Source organism: Frankia sp. CoWAU3, from assembly GCF_977971855.1.
Genome location: NZ_CDWWXB010000118.1, coordinates 1 through 4,473, shown reverse-complemented (window position 1 = coordinate 4,473; position 4,473 = coordinate 1). Strand labels below are relative to the sequence as shown.

General features: G+C 68.8%; 4 protein-coding genes. All 4 read right to left on the bottom strand.

Features of this window, described 5'->3' with window-relative positions; all coding sequences use genetic code 11:
- On the bottom strand, nucleotides 1-262 hold a 262-nt coding region (locus AC08ON_RS11635; RefSeq protein WP_476616950.1), incomplete at its 3' end, for an effector-associated domain EAD1-containing protein.
- A 55-nt stretch (nucleotides 263-317) separates the two neighbouring features.
- Nucleotides 318-1,832, bottom strand: coding sequence for a cation:proton antiporter (locus AC08ON_RS11630; RefSeq protein WP_476607601.1), 1,515 nt, complete (start codon nucleotides 1,830-1,832; stop codon nucleotides 318-320).
- Nucleotides 1,833-2,225: 393 nt separating this feature from the next.
- On the bottom strand, nucleotides 2,226-3,215 hold the full coding sequence (locus AC08ON_RS11625) for a malate dehydrogenase (protein WP_476607602.1): 990 nt from the start codon (nucleotides 3,213-3,215) through the stop codon (nucleotides 2,226-2,228).
- 209 nt (nucleotides 3,216-3,424) lie between these two features.
- Nucleotides 3,425-4,473 (bottom strand): ABC transporter substrate-binding protein (locus AC08ON_RS11620; RefSeq protein WP_476616949.1); only part of this gene is annotated, 1,049 nt, incomplete at its 5' end.

The following is a 4,473-nucleotide window of genomic DNA, read 5'->3' as shown; positions in this document are numbered from 1 at the left end:
GGACGGCGTCGGCGAAGATCCGGTTGCCCCGATAGTCCCGATGCGCCTCGGTGAGGATGCGCCTCCGGCCGTCCGGCAACAGGCCGTTCTCCAACAGCGACGCGAGTTCGGACCAGAACTCGAACGACGACTCACCCGGGTAGAACTGCGGATGGTGCCGACGCGCCAGCCCGGCACGTTCCAACAGATGGGTCGCCTTCATCTGGTTGGTAAAGGTGGTGGAAAGCGCCTCGATCTCCGCCTCGGTCAGCCGGTCCGTCACGAGTCCCCCGTAGGCATGCCCCCAGAAATCCGGCGACGCGACGGTAGGTGGTCCGTCAGCCGGCGGATTCGTCCTCGAATTCTAACCCGTCCCTACCCGTTGTATTGGATGGGTTCACCGACCTTCGGTGTCGTGCGCGGGACCGAGCCGCGGGGAGCGTCCGGGTCTCGCGACGGGTGATGACACCCGCCTCCGCGGCACCGACGCCACCGGCACCGCTCGCATGGTGACCGTCCAGCACAAGGCGACGCTGTTCCTCCGCGGCGGTCTGCTCGACCTGTCGCATGGCGCGGCGCAGGATCGGCGGAGCCATGACCGACGTGACGATCGCGACCAGAACGATGATCGTGTACGTCTCGGTGGAGAGCACCCCCAGCCGCACGCCGACGCTGGCCACCACGATCTCGATGACCCCCCGCGCGTTCATGCCTGCGCCCAGGGCGAGACCCTCCCAGGGGGTCAGCCAGCTGGCCCGGGCCCCCGCGTACACACCGGCAAACTTGCCGAAGACCGCGACCGCGAGCACGATCACCGCCGCGAACAGAACCCGGGTTTCACTCAGAGCAGTGAGATCAACACGCAGGCCCGCCGTCGCGAAGAAGATGGGCGCAAGCACCGCCATCACCACGATTCGCAACGGGGCGACACTGGCATGATCCACCAGGCCGGACGACCCGAGGACGACCCCGCCCAGGAAGGCGCCGAACACCGCCTCCAGCTCCAACGCCTGCGTCCCGGCCGCCGACGCGAGCACCAGCACGGCCACGAAGGCCACGACCGATCCGCTCCTGGCGCCGGGATCGGCGCCAGCCCCGGCGCCGGCACCACTCGTGGCAATGATCCGTCCCAGCACGGCCCGGACGACGACCCGGCCGATCGTCAACGCGAAGATCCTCACCCCGAGGACGTAAAGCACCGACAACGCCGTGTCGCCCGCCCGGACACCGGTGGTCGCCATCGCGGACACGACCGCCAGCATCAGCCAGCCAACGGCGTCATCGATGACCCCGCCGGCCAGCGCGAGCTGCCCGACCTCCCGATGGGTCAGACGCATCTCCATGAGCGTCTTCGCCATCACCGGGATGGCGCTCACGCACATCGTCACCCCGAGGAACAGCGCGAAGACCGTCCGGTCGCCGTCGGGGCCCAGCAGGGAGGACGGCATCAGCACGCCGGTGACGATCCCGAAACCCAACGGCAGGAGCAACCCACCGAGGCTGATCCGGGCGACGGTGAGACTGCGCCGGCGGATGATCCGCGTATCAATCTCGAACCCGCTGAGCGCGACCAGGAAGAGGACACCGAGCTGTCCCACCGCGTCGAGCAGGTGGAACTGCGCGGCGTCACGCGGAAGAAACCAGTCCGAGAAGGTCGGCCACAGCGTTCCGAGCAACGACGGGCCGAGGAGCACGCCGACGCAGAGCTCACCGACGATGGCAGGCATCCGCAGGCGCACGGCGACACGTCCGAGCAGAATTGCCAGACTGAGCAGCATGGCGAGCTGAAGCAGGAACAGCAACAGGGAATGCGGCGGGATCGAGGGGACGGGCCGAGTGGACGTGAGGGACAATGTCTCTCCTCGGACGTCTCGCCACCATTGACGGCGGCGAGAGCTCCAGGCCGACGTCCGACGACCGGCAGGCGCAGCGGCGACAGGCCAGCCGAGAGCCGGAATCACGGATACCGGATACCTCGTCATCCCCCGTCGCCCGCGCGCCTGCGATTCGGTCGGCTGACGCCGCGGGCGCCGGCACTGGTACCGGCGTCCCTCAAGAAGAAAGCACAACGGACGCCGGAAAGTCCGCCGTTCGTGTCATCTCCCGCCGCATCCGCCGCCTGGCACGGAGCCCTGGATGGATAATCACGTTTCCGGGCCGGCAACCGTGACCGACCCTCCACACTTCCCTCCGCTCCGCCGGCCTGCGCAGGCTTCACCGGCCTGCGCAGGCGGGGAGAAATCGGCTCAGATGAGGCCGAGCGCGCGGACCGCCTCCCGCTCCTCGGCCAGCTCACGCACCGAGGCGTCGATCTTCTCCCGGGAGAAGGCGTCGAGCTCCAGACCCTGCACGATCTCGAACCGGCTGCCGGACGCGGTGACCGGGAACGAGGAGATGAGCCCCTCGGGCACACCGTAGGAGCCGTCGGACGGGATCGCCGCCGAGGTCCAGTCGCCCGCCGGGGTGCCGTTGACCCAGGTGAAGATGTGGTCGATGGCCGCGGAGGCGGCCGACGCCGCGGACGAGGCGCCGCGCACCTCAATGATCTCGGCGCCCCGCTTGGCGACCCGCGGGATGAACTCGTCGGCGATCCATGCCTGGTCGCCGACCGCCTCGGCGCCGCTGCGCCCGCCCACCTCGGCGTGGAAGATGTCCGGGTACTGGGTAGCCGAGTGGTTACCCCAGATCGTGATCTTCTTGATCTCGGCGCTGGGCACGCCGAGTTTCTTGGCGAGCTGCGCGATCGCGCGGTTGTGGTCAAGCCGAGTCATCGCGGTGAACCGCTCGGCGGGCACGTCCGGAGCGTGTGTCTGGGCGATGAGCGCATTGGTGTTCGCTGGGTTCCCGACGACGAGGACCCTGATGTCCTCGGCGGCACCACTGTTGATCGCCTCGCCTTGCGGCTTGAAGATCCCGCCGTTGGCGGACAGCAGGTCGCCGCGCTCCATGCCCTTGGTCCGCGGGCGTGCGCCGACGAGGAGGGCCACATTGGTGCCCTCGAAAGCCCGCTTGGCGTCGTCGAACACGTCCACCCCCGCCAGTAGCGGGAAGGCGCTGTCCTCGAGCTCCAGCGCCGTGCCCTCCGCCGCCCGCACGGCCTGCGGGATCTCCAACAGACGCAACTTCACCGGCGTGTCCGCACCCAGCAGCTGGCCCGACGCGATGCGGAACAGCAGCGCGTAGCCGATCTGACCGGCGGCGCCGGTTACGGTGACGTTGACAGGCGTTGAGCTCACTGGCTTCTCCTGGTGCAGATCACGGAAGATCGGGGTGCGGCCCGTGTCGTCCTCGTAACGATCCCGAGCCGGCCGGGTAACCGGTCCTGGAGCTGGAACGTCTTCTGCCGCCCCAGCGATGCTAGTCCGAGGCTAGTCCGAAGTTCTTGGTCAGGAGGCACGGGCGGCGCGGACGCGGCTCACATCGCGGCGCCACGATGGGGCACGTGCTACCGGCCGATCTCGGTCCCGCACCGTGGTACGGGCGGGACCAGCACGAAACGTTTCGCGTCCGCGGTGACCTGAAGGAAGGTGTGGCAACGGTTGATCTGCCCGAAATGGGTGGCGAAGTTGACGGGGACGGGCAGCAACCCGTCCGCGTCATAGCCGCGCACCGCCCGCAGGCCCCTGATGAACGTCTCCCGGCTGGGGCATGGCCCGGCGGCCACCAGACCGCGCAGGAACATGTCCGCCGAGATCCACCCGGACAGGGCCGCCTGCTGGGCCGGCGGGGACACCTGGGGCGCGTACTCCAGCATGGCCTGCAGGAACCGCTGGTGAGCGGGAGTCACCTGCTCGAACGGCAGGTAGTCAACGAAGCTGTAGACCCCGGCCAGCACTCCGCCGAACAATTGCAGGAGACGCTGGTCGTAGCCGGTGGGCGACAGGATGACCCGCAGATCCGCCCGGGCCGCCCGGGCGCCCAGGACCACCTGGCCGAAGGCGGCGCCGGTGACGGCGCCGACCAGGACGTCCGCGCCGCTGTCGCGCACCTTCCGGCCGATGCCCGGGATGTCGATCGGCCCGGTCGCGTCGATCCGGCCGAGCACCCGCACCCCGGCCGCGGCGAGGCTCAACGCCATCTTGTCGGCGAGGGTCACGGAGGTCGCCGAGAACCCGGACTGGGCGATGATCGCCCGGTGGCCGCCACGCTCGGCGACGAACTCACCCCAAGTCGTGACGGACGGCCCGTCAAAGATCATATTCGAGTAGCTGAACATGTTGTCGTTATGGGTCCAGGCCGCCTCCAGCGAGGTACCGGTCACCGGTATTCGCCGGCTATTGAGATAACCGGCGGAACCACTGGCCACGGAGGTCGACTCGATGATTCCGAACACCTGGTCGTTCTCCACGAGCCCCCGGGCGGCGGCCTGGTTTCCGGTGGGATTCGAGGCGTCATCCCGCCAGACATAGACCACTTTTCGGCCATACACACCGCCCGCCTTGTCGGCCACCCCGAGCCGGGCGTCCACCCCGGCCCGGAAGGACCGGAACAGTA